At 72.1% G+C, this 18,469-nt stretch carries 9 protein-coding genes; 7 read left to right on the forward strand and 2 right to left on the reverse strand.

Annotated features, from left to right (window positions below; genetic code table 11):
• Positions 1-33 precede the first annotated feature (33 nt).
• The 4 genes from AMK10_RS29385 (at position 34) to AMK10_RS29400 (ending at position 13,158) form a co-directional block, all read left to right on the forward strand.
• Positions 34-978: a LysR family transcriptional regulator gene (locus AMK10_RS29385; protein ID WP_073751458.1), complete on the forward strand. Its 945-nt coding sequence runs from the start codon at positions 34-36 to the stop codon at positions 976-978.
• Positions 979-1,295: 317 nt separating this feature from the next.
• On the forward strand, positions 1,296-5,555 hold the full coding sequence (locus tag AMK10_RS29390) for a LamG-like jellyroll fold domain-containing protein (RefSeq protein ID WP_338014668.1): 4,260 nt from the start codon (positions 1,296-1,298) through the stop codon (positions 5,553-5,555).
• 261 nt (positions 5,556-5,816) lie between these two features.
• Positions 5,817-12,710: a polymorphic toxin-type HINT domain-containing protein gene (locus AMK10_RS29395; protein WP_079180925.1), complete on the forward strand. Its 6,894-nt coding sequence runs from the start codon at positions 5,817-5,819 to the stop codon at positions 12,708-12,710.
• Positions 12,700-13,158 (forward strand): hypothetical protein, encoded by a 459-nt coding sequence (locus AMK10_RS29400; protein ID WP_073751462.1) that lies wholly within the window; start codon positions 12,700-12,702, stop codon positions 13,156-13,158. The genes AMK10_RS29395 and AMK10_RS29400 overlap by 11 nt, the downstream gene beginning before the upstream one ends.
• Before the next feature lie 127 nt (positions 13,159-13,285).
• Here the strand turns inward: AMK10_RS29400 and AMK10_RS29405 are convergent, their stop codons facing one another.
• Both AMK10_RS29405 and AMK10_RS29410 read right to left on the reverse strand, forming a co-directional pair.
• Positions 13,286-14,008 carry a gamma-glutamyl-gamma-aminobutyrate hydrolase family protein gene (locus AMK10_RS29405; protein ID WP_073751463.1) on the reverse strand — a complete coding sequence of 241 codons (723 nt, stop codon included), beginning with the start codon at positions 14,006-14,008 and terminating at the stop codon, positions 13,286-13,288.
• 112 nt (positions 14,009-14,120) lie between these two features.
• Positions 14,121-14,858 carry a FadR/GntR family transcriptional regulator gene (locus tag AMK10_RS29410; protein ID WP_073751465.1) on the reverse strand — a complete coding sequence of 246 codons (738 nt, stop codon included), beginning with the start codon at positions 14,856-14,858 and terminating at the stop codon, positions 14,121-14,123.
• Between the two features lie 66 nt (positions 14,859-14,924).
• Here AMK10_RS29410 and AMK10_RS29415 point away from each other — a divergent pair, with 66 nt between their 5' ends.
• From AMK10_RS29415 to AMK10_RS29425, 3 genes are read left to right on the forward strand one after another with little or no spacing between them, the layout of a single operon-like run.
• Complete coding sequence (locus AMK10_RS29415) at positions 14,925-16,286, forward strand: glutamine synthetase family protein (RefSeq protein ID WP_073751467.1); 1,362 nt, start codon at positions 14,925-14,927, stop codon at positions 16,284-16,286.
• A gap of 8 nt (positions 16,287-16,294) precedes the next feature.
• Positions 16,295-17,659 (forward strand): aldehyde dehydrogenase family protein, encoded by a 1,365-nt coding sequence (locus tag AMK10_RS29420; protein ID WP_073752001.1) that lies wholly within the window; start codon positions 16,295-16,297, stop codon positions 17,657-17,659.
• Positions 17,660-17,662: 3 nt separating this feature from the next.
• Complete coding sequence (locus tag AMK10_RS29425; protein WP_073751469.1) at positions 17,663-18,451, forward strand: 3-oxoacyl-ACP reductase; 789 nt, start codon at positions 17,663-17,665, stop codon at positions 18,449-18,451.
• Positions 18,452-18,469 lie beyond the last annotated feature (18 nt).

The following is an 18,469-nucleotide window of genomic DNA, read 5'->3' on the forward strand; positions in this document are numbered from 1 at the left end:
GAGCACGCGGCTATGGGGTCATAGGCTGGGGTTATGACCAGCCCGGAGCCCCTGCCCGCCGCCCTGCCCCATCGGGTCCCCGACCTGGGAGCCATGGTGCTGCTCCTCGCCGTCGCACGGCACGGGAGCCTGGGCCGGGCGGCACGGGAGGTCGGCATCACCCAGCCCGCGGCCTCCAGCCGCATCCGGTCGATGGAGCGGCAGCTCGGTGTGGCGCTCCTGGACCGCTCGCCGCGCGGCTCCCGGCTCACCGACGCCGGGGCCCTGGTCACCGACTGGGCACGGCGGGTCGTCGAGGCCGCCGAGGCCTTCGACGCGGGGGCGCAGGCGCTCCGCGACCGGCGGGACTCCCGGCTGCGGGTCGCGGCCAGCATGACGATCGCGGAGTACCTGATGCCCGGCTGGCTGATCGCCCTGCGCGCGGGCCGTCCGGACACGGCGGTCTCCCTGCTCGCCGGGAACTCCGCCGCCGTCGCGCAGCGGCTGCTCACCGGCGAGGCCGACCTCGGCTTCGTCGAGGGCCTCTCCGTACCGGAAGGGCTCGACGGCACCGTCATCGCGCACGACCGGCTCGTGGTCGTGGTCGCCCCCTCCCACCCCTGGGCCCGCCGGCGTACGCAGCTGACCCCCCGGGAACTCGCGGCGGCCCCCCTGATCCTGCGCGAACGGGGCTCTGGCACCCGCCAGGTCCTGGACGCCGCGCTCGCCGTGCACGGCGGCCTCGCGAGCCCGCTGCTCGAACTCTCCTCCACGACCGCGGTCAAGGGAGCGGCGGAGAGCGGTGCAGGGCCCTGCGTGCTGAGCGAACTCGCGCTGGACGAGGAGCTGTCGGCCAGGCGCCTGGTCGAGATCCCCGTGGCGGGCGTCCGGCTGCGCCGTCAGCTGCGCGCGGTCTGGCCCGCCGGCCATCGCCCGACCGGCCCGGCCCGCGATCTGCTCTCCCTGACCGCGCATCCCTCGGGCCCGGCGCGGGGCTGAGGACTCGGGTCCCCGGGACGGTGTCGGGCGGGACGCGCGTCCGGCCGCCGGTTCATGTGCCGGACACCTTCGGTTGACCCCACGTCAGGGCGGTCGTCCCCGGCCGGATTTCCATGAGACGAAGATCACTTCTGCATGTGTGGTCGGCGTGTGGATGTCGGTCGAATGTACCCATCTGTGCAGGTGGACGCGTTCATTCGCCGTCCCTACGGTCACTTGGCAGTCACATCATGTGATCTTGTTCTGGGGGCTCTGGGGAGGGCTGGGGGATGTTTCGTCGTGCCCGCGCACGCAGGGGGGCCGGTGGACCGGCGGCGTTGACGCTCGCCGTCGCACTGGTGGCCGGTACGGCTTCGGTGGCGGGCGTCGCGCCTGCCAGGGCGGAAGCGCCGCTCGCGGCGCCCCGCTCCGCCGCGGCCGACGAGGGGGCGGAGGTGGCGGTGTCCGAGGACGAGGCGCTGGCCGAGGCCCGGCGTACCGGCAAGAACGTCGAGGTCACCTCGGCACGCGGTGAGAGCCGCGACGTGTTCGCCACGCCCGAGGGGCGCTTCGAGGCGCGCGAGTACATGCGCCCGGTCCGCACACGTGCCGGGGGCGCCTGGGTGCCGATCGACACCACCCTCGCGGTGACCGCCGGGGGAGCGGTCGAACCGAAGGCCGTCTCCGGGGGCCTGTCGTTCTCCGGCGGCGGGGACGGCCCGCTGGTGCGCATGGAACGCGCCGGACGCACGCTGGAGTTCACCTGGCCCGCGGACGTGCCGAAGCCGACGCTGGAGGGCGACACCGCGACGTACGCCGACATCCTCCCGGACGTGGACCTGCGGCTCGGTGCCCATGAGGACGGCTTCACGCAGCTTCTCGTCGTCCGGTCCGCCGAGGCCGCCGGGAGCCCCGCGCTGGCCGAGCTGCGGATGGGCCTGGCGGCCGACGGCATGACGGTGCGGGAGACCGCGGAGGGCGGCCTGGCCGCCGTCGACGACGGAGCGGGAACACCGGTCTTCGAGGCCGCGAAGCCGATGATGTGGGACTCGAGCCCCGGTGCCGCACCGGCGGCCGGCGTCGCGCGGTCCGCCGCCCAGGAGTCCGCCGCCGCGACGGGGGACGAGCCGGCCGCGGGGGAGTCGGGGCAGCTGGCTCCCGTGGGCGTGGAGGTGGCGGCCGGCGGTGAGGAGCTGGTCCTCACCCCCGACCAGGAGGTACTGGCGGGTGACGGCACGGTCTACCCGGTCTTCATCGACCCGCAGTGGTACTCGCCGAAGACCTCGGCGTGGACGATGGCGTCCGAGTACTGGGCGAGCTCACCGCAGTGGAAGTTCAACGGTGATCCGGACGCGGGCCTCGGCTACTGCGGGTGGGCCTACTGCAAGCCGTACGACACCAAGCGGCTCTTCTACCAGATCCCCACCTCGCAGTTCGCGGGCAAGTCGATCCTCTCGGCGGAGTTCGTGGTGCGTGAGACGCACGCGGCCTCCTGCGACAAGCGCGAGGTGCAGCTCTGGCGTACGAAGGGGATCAACTCCTCGACCACCTGGAACACACAGAAGGCCTCCGGCTTCTGGGTGGACCACCTCGAGACCCGCAGCTTCGCCTACGGGTACGACGGATGCTCGGCGGCGGACGCGGAGTTCGACGTCAAGGGCGTGGTGGCGCAGGCCGCGGCCGGGAAGTGGTCGAGCCTCACCTTCGGCATGCGGGCCACGAGCGAGTCCGACATGTACACCTGGAAGCGGTTCTCCGACGACGCCTTCCTCCGGGTGAACTACAACCGTCCGCCGGGGCAGATCAGGACCTCGCAGCTGACGCAGGACCCGGGCGGCGCGTGCGGCACGCCCGGTTCCCCCAAGCGCGTACGGACGCTGCCGACGATGCGGGCGAACGACGTGACCGACCCGGACAAGGACCGGGTGCGGGTGCAGTTCGAGGCGTCCTGGGACAGCGGGGACGGCAAGGGCTTCACCTCCCGGTGGACCTCGGCCGCTTCCACCTACAAGGCCTCGGGCTCCGACTTCTCGCTGTCGCTGCCCAGCACCCTCCCGAAGAACAGGACCGTCGGCTGGTCGGCCCGTTCGAACGACGGTGCCCAGTGGTCGCCCTGGTCGTGGGCCGGTTCCGCCACGGCGTGCAACACCGTCTACGACACCTCCGTACCGGCCGGACCGTCCATCACGTCCGCCCAGTACCCGGCCTCCGACCCGGAGGACCCGCAGGACCCGTGGCTGGACGGAGTGGGGCGGTACGGCACGTTCACCGTCGACTCCACGTCCACCGACGTCTCGAAGTACTGGTTCGGCGTCAACGGCGACCCGAGCAGCGCGCACACGCTGACCACCTCCGGTGGCGGCGCCAGGACGATGAAGTTCATGCCGACCAGACCCGGCGTCAACTTCATCACCGCGCAGGCCTTCGACACCGCGGGCAACGGCAGTGAGATCCGCACCTACCAGTTCCGCGTCCGGGCCGGCCAGCCGGACCGGCTGACCTGGGACCTCGACGAGCCCGCGGGAGCGACCGGCGCCGCGGGCGAGGGCGGGGCCTGGCCCGCGGAGCTGGCGGGCGGCGCGCAGCCCGGCGTCGAAGGCGTGTCCGGCAAGGGGCTGCGCCTCGACGGAGTCGACGACCACGGGGCCACCGTGTCCCCCGTGCTGAACACCGGCAAGAGCTTCTCGGTGTCGCTGTGGGCCAAACTGCCCACGGACAAGCGGGACGCCGCGACCGTCGCCGTGTCCCAGGCCGGGCACAACACGAGCGGCTTCGAGGTCTACCACTCCAGCGCGATGGGCGGCTGGGTCTTCCTGCGCCACTCCGTGGACGCCGCGGGCGCCACATCGGTGCGCGCGGCCCAGCCCGCCTGCCCGGCCGGCGACACCGCGTGCGTGAGCGGACGGCTCGGCGTCTGGACCCATCTCGTCGGGGTGTTCGACAACCCGGCCCAGCAGCTGAAGCTGTACGTCGACGGAGAGCTCGTCGGCACCGCCCCCTTCACGGCCCCGTGGGACGCGCGCGGCAGCACCATCCTGGGCGCGGCCTCGCACTACGGCACGATGGGCAACTTCTTCCAGGGCGACCTGGACGAGGTGCAGCTCTTCGACTACCAGCTCTCGCAGGATCAGGTCACACGCCTGCACTCCGAACAGCCCGTGAACACCAACCGCCCCGCCAAGCTGGCCTGGCCCCTGGACGAGGACTCCACCGCCACGGCCGTGACCGGTCGCGCCCAGCCGGTGGTCGCCACGCTGAAGGGCGGAGCGACGAGCGGCGCGGCCGGCGTGGACGGCAAGGGCCTGCAGCTCGACGGCGTCGACGACCACGCCACCAGCGGCCGTCCCCTCCTGGACACCTACCAGAGCTTCGCGGTGTCCGCCTGGGCCAAGCTGCCGAAGGACAAACCCAACAGGGCCATGGTGGTGGCGCACCAGAGCGGGGCCGCCAACCGGGGCTTCGAGCTCTACCACACCTCCACCGGATGGGTCTTCCAGCGAGCCACGGCCGACACCGGCGACGCCACCCTGGTCCGCGCGCTGGAGAACGCCACCAGCGACCCGAAGTGCCCGATCGCCCCGCTGGGCGAGTGGGCCCACGTGGTCGGCGTGTACGACATCGACGCCCAGCAGATCCGCCTCTACGTCAACGGCTGCCTGAAAGGTACGCAGCCCTTCACCACCCCCTGGCTCGCCTCCGGTCCGCTCACCCTGGGCGCCTCCGGATATCCGGGCGGCGTCGCCAACTTCTTCCAGGGGACCCTGGACGACGTCCGCCTCTACGACCGCACCGTCACCGACGACGAGGTACGTCAGCTCTTCAAGCAGCGCCCCCTCGTCAAGTCCCGCTGGCTGCTCGACTCCGCCACCGGCACCCCCGCCGCCTCGCCGAACGCCGTCGGCGGTGCCCCCGCCCTCACCCTGGGCGGCCAGGCGGCCGTCGGGCCCGGCTGGGTCGACGACGCGGCACTGTTCCTCGACGGCGTCGACGACTACGCGTCCACCACGGGCGTCCCGGTGGACACCGGTGCCAGCTACACCGTGACCGCCTGGGCACAGGCCGCGGCGGCACCCGGCCGGCCGGCCACCGTGATCAGCGCGGAGGGCGCCACCAGGAGCGCCTTCGCGGTCCGCTACGCGCCGGCGGCCGATCCCGCGGCGGGTCCGGGAAGCTGGCAGATCCAGATACCGGGAGCCGACTCCGCGGCGGCGACCACGGTGACCGTGGACAACCACCAGTTCTACGACCCCACCGAGTGGAACCACCTGGCCCTGGTCTACGACGGTTTCGCCGACCAGGTGCAGCTCTACGTCAACGGGCAGCTCGAACAGGTCGCCTGCGCCGACGCGGACGCGGACGGCAGCCCGGACGACGCCACGTGCGGCGACCAGGTCTCCTGGGCGTCCAACACGCCCGCCTTCACCGCGACCAAATCCCTGCAGTTCGGCCGCAGCAAGGCCGGCTCCACGGCCGGTGACCACTGGGCGGGCGGGATCGACGACGTGTGGACGTTCCAGGGAGCCCTGACAGAGTCGCAGATCGCCCACCTGTCGCTGGGCATGCCGGGCGTCGCCACCGAGGTGCCCGGCACCGACTGACCGGACACGGTGGCGGACCCTCGCCCGCGGGGCACGGTCCGCCACCGCACCGCACCGGACCGTCGCCACCGGCCCCGGTCCGGCACCGCACCGCGGCTCCCGCCGCACCGACCCATGCACCAGGCCAACCGCCCAGAGCCGCCGGGTCCTGTCCCGCGCGGCCGGGCGCGAGCGGATCCGAGGGGAACAATGAGGCAATCGTCATCAAAGGGATGGGCGGTGCGGTGGAGACACCGGGCCGCGCTCGCCTCCGCCGTCGTCATGACCGCCACGCTGCTCCAGGGCGTCGTCGCCCCCGCCGGTTCGGGAGCGGTCGCCGACGACGGGCGCGGCCGGCCGGCTCTGCCGAAGGCCGAGCGGCCCGTGGCCGGTTCCGCCGCCGGGGCGGCGAAGCCGCGCACCGTGGAGCGCGGGCCGCGCACCCCCCGTACCGCGCCCGAGGACGCGTGGCCGGCTGCGGGCTCGGCCGATGTGACGCTCCGCCGGCCGCCGGAGGGCGCGAAGGCGGCGGCACCGGAACAGGCCGGCGGCCTGCCCGTGTACGTCGGCCCCCGCAAGGCGACCTCGGCGCACGCTGCGGGGACGGACAGGAGAGCCGTGGCGGCCGAGCCCGCCGACGGCCGGATGCGTGTCCGGGTCGCCGGACACGACCAGGCCCGGCAGGCCGATGTCGACGGGCTGGTTCTCGCACTCACCCCGGACCGCGAGGAGTTCACCGACGGCGCCGCCCTCGTCCGGGTCGACTACCGCCGGATCGCCCAGGCGTACGGCGGCGGCTACGGCGCGCGGCTGACCCTGGTGCAGCTCCCCGCCTGCGCGCTGACCACCCCCGAGGCGGAGCGCTGCCGCACCCGGACACCGGTCGAGACGGTGAACGACACGGAGAAGGGCACGCTCACCGCCCCGGCCGTGCGGGTCGCCGCCTCCGGAGCCACCGTGCTGGCCGCGGTGGCGGACGACACGGCGGCCATCGGCGACTACAAGGCCACCCCGCTCTCCCCGTCCGCCACCTGGCAGACCAACCTCAACACGGGTGACTTCGCCTGGTCCTACGAGATGGGTGTCCCCGACGTACCGGGCGGGCTGAAGCCGAGCATCGGCCTCGGGTACTCCTCGGGCTCGGTCGACGGCCGCACCGGGGAGACCAACAACCAGTCCTCCTGGATCGGCAGCGGCTTCGACCTGTGGCCCGGCTACATCGAGCGCCGCTACAAGCCGTGCGCGGACGACGGTGTCGAGAACAGCGACGGCATGAAGCCCGGTGATCTCTGCTGGGGCTACGACAACGCCTTCATCAGCTTCAACGGCAAGGGCGGCGAGCTGGTCCCCCTCGGCTCCGACCAGTTCAGGCTCCGCCAGGACGACGGCACCCGGATCGCCCGGCTCACCTCCGCGGACCGGGGCAACGGCGACGACAACGGTGAGTACTGGCGGCTGACCGACCCCGACGGGGTGCAGTACTACTTCGGCTACAACCGCCTGCCCGGATGGAGCGACGGGAAGAAGACCACCGCATCCACCTGGACCGCCCCCGTCTTCGGTGACGACTCGGGCGAGCCCTGCCACGCGTCGGCCTTCGCGGACTCGTGGTGCCAGCAGGCCTGGCGGTGGAACCTCGACTACGTCGTCGACCCCCGCGCCAACGCCATCTCCTACACCTACGTCCAGGAGCAGAACTCCTACGGCCGCAACCTCGAGGCCGCCGACGACACCCGCTACACCCGCGGCGGCTACCTCGACGAGATCCAGTACGGCCTGAAGTCCACGTCGATGTACACCACCCCCGCCCTCGCCAAGGTGGTCTTCTCCAACGCGGAGCGCTGTCTGCCCGACGCCCTCACCACCTGCTCCTCCATCGGCACCGACGCCGCGTACTGGTACGACACGCCCTACGACCTCAACTGCGAGCAGGGCAAGGACTGCGACCAGGGCCGGCTCTCGCCCTCCTTCTGGACGCGCAAGCGCCTCGCCGAGGTGACCACCCAGGTCCGCGACGCCTCCGGTGTCTACCAGAAGGCCGACTCCTGGAAGCTGGCCCACCGCTGGGGCACGGCGGACATCGACTACCAGCTGCTGCTCGACTCGATCCAGCACACCGGCCACACCGCGACACCCGCGATCACCCTCCCGAAGACCACGTTCGCCTACACGCAGCTGGCGAACCGGCTGGACCGGACCGGTGACGGCTACGCGCCGTTCATCAAGGACCGGCTCTCCACGATCGCGGACGAGTACGGCGGCCAGACCGACGTCGACTACTCGGCCGCGGCCTGCGACTGGGCCGCACTGCCCACCCCGCAGACCAACACCACGCGCTGCTTCCCGCAGTACATCGGCGGCAGCTCCACCGTCGACCCCGAGATCCACTGGTTCAACAAGTACGTCGTCACCTCCGTCACGGCGACCGACCGCACGGGCGGCGCCCCCGACCAGGTCACGGCGTACACGTACATGGGCCCGGCCGCGTGGCACTACGACGACGACGACGGCCTGACCAAGGAGAAGTCCAAGACCTGGTCCCAGTGGCGGGGGTACGGGCAGGTCCGCGTCAAGACGGGCGGCCAGGGCGGTGACGCGGCCATGAAGTCGCAGTCCGACTCCTACTTCCTGCGCGGCATGGACGGCGACCGGGAGACCCCCTCCGGGGGCACCAAGAACGTCGCCGTGACCCTCGGCGACGGCGAGGGCGACCCGATCACCGACCACGAGGCGTTCGCCGGCTACGCGTACAAGACGGCCACCTACTCCGGCAACGGCGGCAAGATCCTCGGCAAGACCGTCAACCGCCCCTGGCGCCACGAGACAGGGAAGCGGACCCGGGACTGGGGCACCGTCACCTCCAACTTCACCGGTACCGCGGACACCACCTCCTGGACGTCCCTCGACGGCGGGGCGGGAGCGTCCTGGCGGACCACCTCCAGCTCCTCCACCTACGACACCGTGGCGGGGCGGGTCACCCGGACCGACGACCGGGGCGACGAGTCCACCGCGACGGACAACCGCTGCACCCGGACCACCTACGCCACCAACGACAGCGCCAACATCCTGACGCTGCCCGCACGGGTCGAGACCGTGTCGAAGGCGTGCGACGCGACCGTCGACCGCACGAAGGACGTCATCGCCGACGTCCGCTCGGCGTACGACGGCGGAGCCTACGGCGCGGCTCCCACCAAGGGGGACGCCACCGCCACCGCCCTGCTGAAGAAGCACGACGGCACCACGGCCACCTATCTGGAGTCCGGCGCCACCTTCGACTCCTACGGCCGGGTCCTGACCAGCACCGACCTGACCGCGAACGTCACGGTCACCGGCACCGCCGCACCGGTGCGCACCGCGCGCGCCGACGGGCGGACCACGACCACGGTCCGCACCCCGGCCACGGGGTTCGTCACGAAGACGGCGACGACCACACCCCCGGCCAAGGCCGGTGACGCGACGACGGCCCTGACCAGCTCCGCCACCCACGACGCACTGCGCGGGCTGCCGCTGACGCAGACCGACGCCAACGGGAAGGTCACGACCTTCACCTACGACGCGCTGGGCCGCTCCTCCAAGGTCTGGCTCGCCGACCGCCTGACCACGCTGTCGCCGAGCTACGAGTTCGGCTACCTGATCACGGAGGGGCAGCCGGTCGCCGTCGTCACGAAGGCCCTCGGCACCAACGGGACCCAGGTCGCCGCCTACAGCCTGTACGACGGGTTCCTGAGGCAGCGGCAGACCCAGAAGCCCGGGCCCGACGGCGGGCGGCTGCTCTCCGACGTGTTCTACGACGAACGCGGCCTCCAGGCCAAGAGCTTCGACACCTACTACGCCACGGGCGCGCCCTCACCGACCCTGTTCAAGCCCACGGACGCACTCGCGGTCGAGACCCAGACCCGCACCACGTACGACGGCACCGGCCGCCCGACCGTCACCGACCGGATCGCGGGCAACGGGGACGGCGGCGCGGTGCTGGCCACCACCCGCACGCTTTACGGCGGCGACCGCTCCACCGTCATCCCGCCGGAGGGCGGGACGGCGACCACCACGCTGACCGACGCCCGCGGCCGGACCACCGAACTGCGCCAGCACCTGACCCGTTCGGCGGACGCCGCGTACGACACCACCCGCTACGCCTACACCCCGCGCGGTGAGCTGGCGAAGCTGACCGACCCGGCCGGCAACGACTGGACGTACACCTACGACCTGCTCGGCCGCCTCACCGCGACGACCGACCCCGACAAGGGCGCGGGCTCCACCGTCTACGACGACCGCGGCCAGGCCGTCTCCGTCGAGGACGACCGGGACACCGGTCTGTACTACGCCTACGACGGACTCGGGCGGCAGACGGAACTGCGGGAGACCAGCGCCACCGGGCCGCTCCGTGCCAGCTGGACCTACGACACGATCAGTGGTGCCAAGGGACACCTCGCGGAGTCGGCACGCTTCGCGGACGGGCACGAGTACACCAGCAAGGTCGTCGCCTACGACCGGCTGTACCGCGTGCTGCGCTCCACCGTGACCGTCCCCGAGGCCGAGGGAGCGCTGGCCGGCACCTATCTGTCGGCGTCGGCCTACAACGTCGACGGCTCCGTGCGCACGACCGGCTCCCCGGCGGCTGGCTCCCTGCCCGCCACCACGGTGGCGTTCACCTACGAGGAACAGACCCAGCGGCTCGTCGCGCTCAGCGGCAGCCAGGGGATCGACGCGACCACCCGCTACAGCCTGACCGGCAGCCCCCTCCAGCACGAACTCTCCGACAACGGGGGCAAGAAGGTCTGGGCGACCAACACCTACGAGTGGGGCAGCAGGCGTCTGGCCACCGCCCGGGTCGACCGCGAGGACGTGCCCGGCGTCGACCGCCAGAACACCTACCGCTACGACCAGGCGGGCAACGTCCTCTCGGTCTCGGACGTCTCCCGCTCGGGCACCGACACCCAGTGCTTCGGCTACGACCATCTGCGCCGGCTGACGGACGCCTGGACCCAGGCCACCGGCACCTGCGCCGGTGCCCCGGCCGGGGGGCAGGCGGGCGGCCCCGCGCCGTACTGGAACTCCTACACCTACGACAAGGTGGGGAACCGGCTCACCGAGACGCTCCACGACCTCTCCGGTGACGCCACGAAGAACACCGTGCGCACCTACGACTACCCCGACGCGGGGGCGCCGCGCCCCCACGGTGTCACCTCCGTGACCCAGAGCGGACCCGGCGGCACTGCCCGGGACTCCTACGGCTACGACGAGACCGGCAACACGGACACCCGCACCCTTGCGGGCACCAGCCAGAAGCTCGACTGGGACGCCGAGGGCCGTCTGGCCAAGGTGACCGAGCCGGTGGAGGGCGGGGCGGACGAGATCACCTCGTACGTCTACGACGCCGACGGCAACCGGCTCATCGCCCGTACGGCGAAGGAGACCACGCTCTACCTCGGTGCCACCCGCGTCACCCTCGCCAAGGGCGCCACCGCTCCCGAGGCCACCCGCACCCTCGACGTCGGGGGCGGCAACCAGGCGGTGATCGAGGACGACGGTTCGGTCTCCTTCACGATCGCCGACCACCAGGGCTCCGGACAGCTGGCCGTCGACGCGGACGACCAGAGGCTGGACCAGCGCCGCACGCTCCCGTTCGGCGGCATCCGGGGCACCCGGCCGAGCGCCTGGCCGGGAGTACAGGGATTCGTCGGCGGGGTGGACGACTCCGAGTCCACCGGGCTCACGCATCTGGGCGCCCGGGAGTACGACCCGGCGACCGGCCGGTTCATCTCCGTCGACCCGCTGCTCACGCCCGACGACCCGCAGGCGCTGAACGGCTACGCCTACAGCAACAACAGCCCGGTCACCTTCAGCGACCCCGACGGACTGGGCTGCATCCACGGTGCGCCCGGCGGCGGAGCCGACGGCATCTGCGCGGGTGTCGAAGGCGACACCGACGGGGTCATCGGCCCCGATTCCAACAACTGCCAGCGCACCGCCGCCTGCTACGACACCGCCGTACAGATGTCCAAGAAGGCGAGGAAGAACGGCACCTACGGGAAGAAGCCGATCGTCATCCAGCCCAAGGGTGACTCGATCACCATCCAGGGCGTCTACGTCCCGACCCAGGCGGAACTCGCCGAGCACTTCCCCTACTACCACGAGCGCCTGGACTACCAGCACAACGTGCAGAACTGGGCGCGGGCCCGGTGCAGCAGCCTGGAGGCATCGAGTTCGGAGTTCTGCACCGCGGTCGGCAAGCTCGGCTGGTTCGGTGACCAGAACGGCCCCGGCATCCTGGAGGTCCTGGGCGTCGACGACTACGTCGGCTGCGTCCAGGGGTCCGGCAGTGCCTGCAAGTCGGCGGCCGTCGACGCCGCCGTGTCGGCGGGCACCGGCCTGCTCGGCAAGGGGGCGAAGGTCGTCTTCAAGGGCTTCAAGGCGGCCCTGAAGAAGGCCGACTCGGTGCCCATCCAGTGCCTGGTCGGAGGAGGCCGGCACAGCTTCACCCCGGGCACGCTCGTCCTGATGTCCGACGGGTCCACCCGTCCCATCGAGGACGTCGCCATCGGGGACGAGATCGTCGTCACCGACCCGGAGAGCGGACTCACCACGACGCGGACCGTGGTCGCCACCATCGTCACCGAGGACGACAAGGACTTCGTCGACCTCACGGTGTCCCGCAAGGGCGTCAGCGGTACTCAGTCGCTGACCTCCACCACCACGCACCCCTTCTGGTCCCCCTCGGAGAAGGCATGGGTGGACGCCGGGCACCTCGAGCCCGGCATGACCCTGCGCACCGTCGACGGCACCACCGCCGAGGTCGGGAGGACCTGGGCCCACCGCGCGCGGCAGCGCACCCACGACCTCACGATCGACGACATCCACACGTACTACGTCGTCGCCGGCACGACCCCGCTGCTCGTCCACAACGACGACGGCGGATTCGACTGGGAGAAGGGGCTGGAGGACCTCAGGAACGACTGGGACTCCGGTGACCTGGACGACGACGGCTATCACGCGCCGCGCGGCAACCAGGCCGAGAACCGGGAGTTCAAGGACGCGCTCAAGGAGATCGAGCGGGGGCTCGGACGCGACGTCACGCCCGCCGAGCGGCGCATGCTGCACGACCGGATCACCGGACAGGGCTACGGTTACCACCGGATCATCGAGGAAGGCAGGGGGCTGTTCGGTGGCTGCTGAGACATCGCCCGGCGCGGTCACCGGGCTCCTGGAGGGCGCCGTCGTCCGCTCCGTCGGCAGGGCCGCCGACATGGGCGTCGTCGAGCTGGAGAGCCCCTCGGGCGAGACGGTCATGATCCACGCGCAGTGCCCCTTCCGTGTCGTGCACGAGGGGAGGACGCTGCTCGGCTCGGCGGACATGAGATTCGCCCGGAAGGGGGCGGGGGACAGCGCCTTCGACGACTTCCGCACGGTCTACGACGCCCGGGCGGAGACCCTCAACAAGGTCCTCGGGCAGCTGCGTCCCCGTGTCGACGACGTGGCCGTCGGCGAGGCGGGGGAGCTCGCACTGAGCTGGGCGCCCGCCTTCCGGCTCGCCCTGTTCCCCGACTGCTCGGGCGCGATGGAGGCCTGGCGGGTCTTCGTCCGGGGCGGCGCACACCACGGATTCCCGCCCGACTCCGTGTGACGCACGGGTGAGGGCACCGGCGCCCCAGGGGCCGGTGCCCGCCCTGCGGGTGGACACGCGCGGTGCGTACGCGCGTGTCCACCTCGTCGTACCGGGCGCCGTGACCGGTCACCGGCGCCCCGCGCGGTCAGCCCCGGCTGACCGCCGGTGTCCTCGCCCCGGCGCGGGCCGCCTCCACGAGGGCCCGCATGATCCGCAGGTCGTCACCCATCTCCGGGTGCCACTGCACGCCCAGCACCCACTGGTCGCCCGGCAGTTCGACCGCCTCCACCGTGCCGTCCGCCGCGTGCGCGGACGCCACCAGTCCCGGCGCGAGCCGGTCCACTGCCTGGTGGTGGTACGTCGGTACGGACGCCTCCTCCGGTACGAGCGAGGCGTACAGCGTGCCGGGGACCGGTGCCACCGTGTGCTCGCCCAGGACCCCGGCCTTGCCGAACGGGCCCGTGTGACCGTCGAGATGCTGGGTCAGAGTCCCGCCCAGCGCGACGTTGAGCAGCTGCATCCCGCGGCAGATCCCGAGGACCGGGGTGCCCGCCTCACGCGCCGCGCGCAGCAGGGCCACCTCCCAGCTGTCGCGCTCGTGCGCCGGAGGGCCGGTCCTGAAGTCACGCTCCGCACCGTACAGTCCGGGATCGACGTCCGCGCCGCCCGCGATCACCAGACCGTCCAGCCGGGCCACGACCGCCGCGGCCCGCCCGGCCTCGTCCGGGGGGAGCAGTGCGGCCAGGCCGCCGGAGCGCTGGACCAGCCGTGGATAGGCGGAGGGGAGCACCGCCGCGGGGAGTTCCCAGACGCCCCAGCGAGCCGCCGGCTCCAGATAGGTCGTGACGCCGATGAGCGGTTCGTGCATGGTGCGGTCCCTCCGGCGGCCGGTCTGCGGACCGGCCCGGTGCAATGGTGTTGCGTCATACCTTTGTTCGTGCCGGGCCGACGCGCAAGAGCAGTGATCCGGAAGGGCTGGATCAAGCCAGGAAGCCCCGGAGCAGTGCCGCCGTCCCCGCGCAGTGCTCCCGCATCACCGCACGGGCCGCCTCCTCGTCGCCGTCGAGCACCGCTTCGACGAGCGCGGTGTGCTGGTGCTGCGAATGCTCCAGGTTCCGTACGAGCAGGGGTATGCAGTCCAGCAGGTCGTTGACGCTCGCCCGGACGGCCGCGTGACGCGCCGCGAGGGAGGGGGAGCCGGAGAGCTCGGCGAGCGTCAGATGGAGGAGGGTGTCGAGCCTGCGGTATTCGGGCAGAGGTGCCTCGTGTGTCGCCGCCAGAGCCGCCCGCAGCCGCTCCGCCCCCTCGTCGTCCAGGCCACGCGACGCGCACAGACCGGCCGCGCCCGTCTCCAGCACCTCACGGAACAGCAGCAGGTCCTCGATCCCGGCGTCCGCCACCCGGCGGCGCAGCTCACCGCCGTCGGCCGGGCGGCTGCGGGGCAGCACGAACGTACCGCCGTACCGGCCGCGCCTGGACTCCACCAGCCCTTGGTCCTGGAGCACCTTCAGCACCTCGCGCAGGGTGACGCGGCTGATCCCGAGGAGCGCGGCCAGCTCGCGCTCGGCCGGCAGCCGTCCGCCCGCGGGCACCAGGCCGAGCCGGACCACCTGGAGGATCTGCTCCAGCGCCTCCTCGAAGCCGTTGCCCGCGCGGACCGGCCGCAGTGCGGGCAGCAGCGGGCCCGGGAGCCCGGGCTCCCCGTTCTCCTCCGCCACGTCCCGATTCCCTTCCCCCCAATGGTTTTCTCCCATACCTTAGACCGACCCAACGAGGAGTGTCCCGTGGCAGACCGAACACCTCCGCTCCGGATCGAGGAGCTGCGCGTGCTCGTCGGGAGCGGAGAGATCGACACCGTCGTCCTCGCCTTCCCCGACATGCAGGGCCGGTTGCAGGGCAAGCGGTTCGCGGCGTCCTTCTTCCTCGACGAGGTGCTGGAACACGGCACGGAGGGCTGCAACTACCTGCTCGCCGTCGACACGGACATGAACACCGTCGACGGATTCGCCATGTCCTCCTGGTCCAACGGCTACGGCGACTTTGCGATGCGCCCCGACCTCGCCACCCTGCGCAGAATCCCCTGGCACGAGGGGACGGCCCTGGTCATGGCCGATCTCGCCTGGGAGGACGGCACACCGGTCGTCGCCGCGCCCCGCCAGATCCTCGGGCGGCAGCTGGAGCGGCTCGCCGCACACGGACTGACCGCCCACGTCGGCACCGAACTCGAGTTCATCGTCTTCAAGGACACCTACGAGCAGGCGTGGGACGCGAACTACCGCGGGCTCACCCCGGTCAACCAGTACAACATCGACTACTCCGTCCTCGGCACCGGCCGCATCGAGCCCCTGCTGCGCCGCATCCGCAACGAGATGGCGGCCGCCGGGCTCACCGTGGAGTCCGCCAAGGGCGAGTGCAATCCCGGCCAGCACGAGATCGTCTTCCGCTACGCCGAGGCCCTCACCACCTGCGACCAGCACGCCGTCTACAAGACGGGTTCCAAGGAGATCGCCGCCCAGGAAGGCGTCGCGCTCACCTTCATGGCCAAGTTCAACGAGCGCGAGGGCAACTCCTGCCACATCCACCTCTCGCTCAGGGACACCTCGGGACACAGCGTCATGGCGGACCGGGACGGCGCGATGTCGCCCCTGATGCGCCGCTTCCTCGCGGGCCAGCTCGCCGCCCTGCGCGACTTCTCCCTGCTCTACGCGCCGAACATCAACTCCTACAAACGCTTCCAGCCCGGCTCCTTCGCCCCGACCGCCGTCGCCTGGGGCCACGACAACCGCACCTGCGCCCTGCGCGTCGTCGGACACGGGCGCTCACTGCGCTTCGAGAACCGGCTGCCCGGCGGCGACGTCAACCCGTACCTCGCGGTCGCCGGCCTCGTCGCCGCCGGACTCCACGGCATCGAGAACGAACTCGAACTCCCCGAGGCCTGCGAGGGCAACGCCTACACCGCCGGATACGACCAGGTCCCCACCACACTCCGCGAGGCAGCCGGGCTCTGGGAGAGCAGCGGCATCGCCCGCGCGGCCTTCGGCGACGAGACCGTCGCGCACTACCGCAACATGGCCCGCGTCGAACTGGAGGCCTTCGACGCCGCGGTGACCGACTGGGAGCTCCGCCGCTCCTTCGAACGTCTGTGAGGCACCCCGTGATCCACGAGCACCGCGTCCTGAACCCGGCGACCGAACAGCTCGTCGCCACCGTCCCCGCCACCACCGCGGCCGAGGTCTCCGCCGCCGTCACACGCGCCGCCGCGGCCCAGCGCGTCTGGGCCGCCCTGGCACCCGCCGACCGAGCCCGGCTGCTGCGCCGCTTCGCCGTCCTCGTCGACGAACAGGCCGAACGGCTGGCCCTGCTGGAGGTCACCGAGGCGGGCCACACCCTGGGCAACGCGCGATGGGAGGCGGCCAACGTCCGGGACCTGCTGGACTACGCCGCCGGGGGAGTGGAGCGCCTGACGGGGCGCCAGATCCCCGTACCGGGCGGCATCGACCTCACCCTCCTCGAACCGCTCGGCGTGGTCGGGGTGATCGTCCCGTGGAACTTCCCCATGCCGATCGCCGCCTGGGGCGCCGCCCCGGCGCTCGCCGCCGGGAACGCCGTCATCCTCAAGCCCGCCGAGACCACCCCGCTCACCGCCCTGCAACTGGCCCGCATCGCGCTCGACGCCGGCCTGCCCGAGCACCTCTTCCAGGTGCTGCCCGGAGCCGGGGACGTGACGGGCAGCGCCCTGGTCGAGCACCCCGGTGTCGCCAAGATCGTCTTCACCGGATCGGCCCGCGTCGGCAAGCAGATCATGGCGAGATGCGCGGACCGGGTGAAGCGGCTGACCCTCGAACTCGGCGGCAAGAGCCCCAACATCGTCTTCGCCGACGCCGACATCGAGGCCGCCGCGGCCTCCGCGCCCATGTCCTTCCTGGACAACGCGGGCCAGGACTGCTGCGCCCGCACCCGCATCCTGGTCCAGCGGTCCGTCCACGAACGCTTCATGGAACGCCTCGTACCGGCCGTCGCCGCCGTCGTCGTGGGGGACCCCGCGGACGAGAAGACTCAGATGGGCCCCCTGATCTCCCGGGCCCAGCTGGAGCGCGTCCGCGCGCTCGTCCCCGGCGACGCGGACGGCATCCGTGGCAGCGCGCCCTCCGGCCCCGGCTTCTGGTTCCCGCCGACCGTCCTGACCGGGATCGCCCCGGACGCGCCCGTGGCCACCGAGGAGGTCTTCGGACCGGTCGCCGTGGTCCTTCCCTTCGACGACGAGGAGGACGCCGTACGGCTGGCCAACGCCACCGAGTACGGGCTGGCCGGCTCGGTCTGGACCCGCGACGTGGGCCGCGCCCTGCGGGTCTCCCAGGCGGTCAGAGCAGGGAACCTGTCCGTCAACTCCCACTCCGCCGTCCGCTACTGGACACCCTTCGGCGGCTACAAGCAGTCCGGGCTCGGCCGTGAACTGGGGCCCGACGCCCTCACGGCCTTCACCGAGACCAAGAACGTCTTCATCGGCACGGAGGCCTGACACATGAGCACCGACACGGGGAACATCTGCCGCCGGCTGACCGGCCGGACCGCCGTCATCACCGGCGCGGGCAGTGGCATCGGACTCGCCACCGCCCGCCGGCTGGCGTCGGAGGGGGCGCACGTCGTCTGCGGCGACATCGACGAGAGCGCGGGCAGGGCCGCCGCGGAGGAGGCCGGGGGCACCTTCGTGCGCGTCGACGTCACCGACCCCGGCCAGGTCGAGACGCTGTTCGCGACGGCGCACGAGACCTACGGCTCCGTCGACATCGCCTTCAACAACGCGGGCATCTCGCCGCCCGACGACGACTCCATCCTCACGACCGGCCTCGAGGCGTGGAAGCGGGTCCAGGACGTCAACCTCACCTCCGTCTACCTCTGCTGCAAGGCCGCCCTGCCCTACATGCGCCGCCAGGGGCGCGGCTCGATCATCAACACCGCCTCCTTCGTGGCCAGGATGGGCGCGGCCACCTCCCAGATCTCCTACACCGCGTCCAAGGGCGGCGTCCTCGCGCTCTCCCGCGAACTCGGGGTGCAGTTCGCCCGCGAGGGCATCCGGGTCAACGCGCTGTGCCCCGGACCCGTCAACACCCCGCTGCTCCAGGAACTGTTCGCCAAGGACCCGGAGCGCGCCGCCCGCAGGATCGTGCACATCCCCCTCGGAAGGTTCGCCGAGGCGACGGAGATCGCCGCGGCCGTAGCCTTCCTGGCGAGCGACGACTCCTCCTTCGTCAACGCGACCGACTTCCTCGTCGACGGCGGGATCTCGGGTGCGTACGTGACACCGCTCTAGGCGCGTGCCGCCCGCGTA

Source organism: Streptomyces sp. CB02058 (assembly GCF_001905505.1).
GTDB lineage: Bacteria > Actinomycetota > Actinomycetes > Streptomycetales > Streptomycetaceae > Streptomyces.

Coding starts and splice junctions, on each gene's coding strand:
- AMK10_RS29425 (WP_073751469.1), top strand. CDS start 17,663: ATGAGCACCGACACGGGGAACATCTGCCGCCGGCTGACCGGCCGGACC.
- AMK10_RS29395 (WP_079180925.1), top strand. CDS start 5,817: ATGACCGCCACGCTGCTCCAGGGCGTCGTCGCCCCCGCCGGTTCGGGA.
- AMK10_RS29405 (WP_073751463.1), bottom strand. CDS start 14,008: ATGCACGAACCGCTCATCGGCGTCACGACCTATCTGGAGCCGGCGGCT.
- AMK10_RS29385 (WP_073751458.1), top strand. CDS start 34: ATGACCAGCCCGGAGCCCCTGCCCGCCGCCCTGCCCCATCGGGTCCCC.